2 protein-coding genes and 1 pseudogene are annotated in these 1,714 nt (G+C 42.0%); 2 read left to right on the top strand and 1 reads right to left on the bottom strand.

Annotation, left to right across the window (positions count from 1 at the left end):
* Both PLA23_RS13175 and PLA23_RS13180 read left to right on the top strand, forming a co-directional pair.
* Positions 1-1,257, top strand: a pseudogene (locus tag PLA23_RS13175) (DUF499 family protein); the annotation flags it as partial.
* A 113-nt stretch (positions 1,258-1,370) separates the two neighbouring features.
* Entirely contained in the window at positions 1,371-1,541 is a 171-nt protein-coding gene (locus PLA23_RS13180) for a type II toxin-antitoxin system HicB family antitoxin (RefSeq protein WP_324475502.1), read from the top strand.
* Positions 1,542-1,564: 23 nt separating this feature from the next.
* On the opposite strand, the gene PLA23_RS13185 is transcribed toward PLA23_RS13180, so the two are convergent.
* Positions 1,565-1,708, bottom strand: a complete 144-nt coding sequence (locus tag PLA23_RS13185) for a V-type ATP synthase subunit D (protein WP_324475503.1) — start codon at positions 1,706-1,708, stop codon at positions 1,565-1,567.
* Positions 1,709-1,714: the final 6 nt, after the last annotated feature.

A 1,714-nucleotide genomic window follows, 5' to 3' on the forward strand; every position in this document is an offset into this window, starting at 1 on the left:
AAATCTCCTGAAGATGTATGGGATGAGATTCAACAGAGACTGAACAAACACGCGAGAACACGAGGGGATTTTTCAAAAGTCCATGTATGTACGCGTTCACAAGATGTCCCGGATGAGCGTGACACCCGTCTCATAATCCTGCATCCAAAATATGCACACACCGGACGAGAAGATGATAGCCCTGCGATTGAGGAAGCAACTAATATTTTGTCGTCCCGAGGGTCAAGTCCACGAACATACCGAAACACATTGGTATTTTTAGCTCCAGATGCGACCAGACTCTCTGACCTGGAAAGTGCGGTCAGATATTATTTTGCATGGAGTAGCATTCTCCATGATCAGGAAGAATTGAATCTGGATAATTTTCAGAAACGCCAGGCAGAGACGAAGAAGAAATCAATGGATGATGCCATTGAGGCCAGGATACCTGAGACATATCAATGGCTCATTGTTCCAATCCAGCCAGATGTCAGGGGAGAGATAGAATGGGAAACTCTTCGCCTGCAGGGGCAAGATGAACTAACCGTCCGGGCATCAAAGAAACTGAAAACTGATGAGATGCTGCTTACCGAAATGGGAGGGGTCCGGTTAAGACTGGAGCTGGATAGGATACCATTATGGAGAGGAGATCATGTCTCAATCAAACAACTTATCGAGGATTTCGCAACATACCTCTATCTTCCACGATTGAAAGATGAGGATGTCCTTATCTCTGCGATAAAAAATTCTCTGAACACTATCTCGGTAAATCCTGATACTTTTGTATATGCTGCGGGTTTTGACGATGAGAAGAAGGAGTACAAGGGACTACAGTTTATGGCAAATGGGGCAGTCTTCTCCGATAGCATGAGCCTGTTAGTAAAACCGGAGGTTGCTCAGGCACAGATTAAACGAAAAGAGAAGGAAAAATTAATAATCGGTGATTCAAGTATCATAAAGCCTATAAATAACCCTACTCCCGGAGCTGAGGGTGGAGGCATTCCGGTTACAATTGATCCCCCATCTCCTGTTGTAAAACCAAAAGTCTATCACCGGTTCCATGGGCATGTAACGGTTGATGCAGAACGGGCAATTAGGGACTTTGGTACCATAAAAGAAGAAATTATCAATCAATTTACAAGCAAAATCAAAACAAAAGTTAAGGTTACAATTTATATTGATGCTGATATTGAGAATGGTGCAAACGAAAAACTGATTCGGGATGTATCCGAAAATTGTAAAACATTACATTTTGATGCCTGTGAGTTTGAAGAGTGAATTATTATAGTATTCAACACAAACACGATTATTTCAATGGTTACGCTCCATGCCCAAAAATCAAGAGAACTCAAAAAAATGACATGCAATTATTCTTTATGGAAGATTCTCATATGAGAAAGTTTCAATTTAAGACCCAGATTTGGGAAGAGGAGGGAATTTACGTCTCACAATGCAGGGACATCGAAGTTGCATCCTGTGGTGCCACCCCAAAAGAAGCTCTTGATAATCTGCATGAAGCAATTAAACTTTGGCAAAAAAATACTAAGTTTCTCGGAATATGAGCAAGCTAAAGATAATCACTCACTTACCCTGATCTCACACCGGCCTGAACCATTTTCTTTTTCACTTTCTTCCGTTCGATCAGTTTCTTCACCTTCTTCAATCTGAACAGATCCTCCCGTTCCCGCTCCTCGATACTGAACCGGATATACTTAGCCTGCTCTTTCAGTTCCGG

This window comes from Methanospirillum sp., assembly GCF_035406105.1.
In the GTDB taxonomy this organism is placed as follows: domain Archaea; phylum Halobacteriota; class Methanomicrobia; order Methanomicrobiales; family Methanospirillaceae; genus Methanospirillum.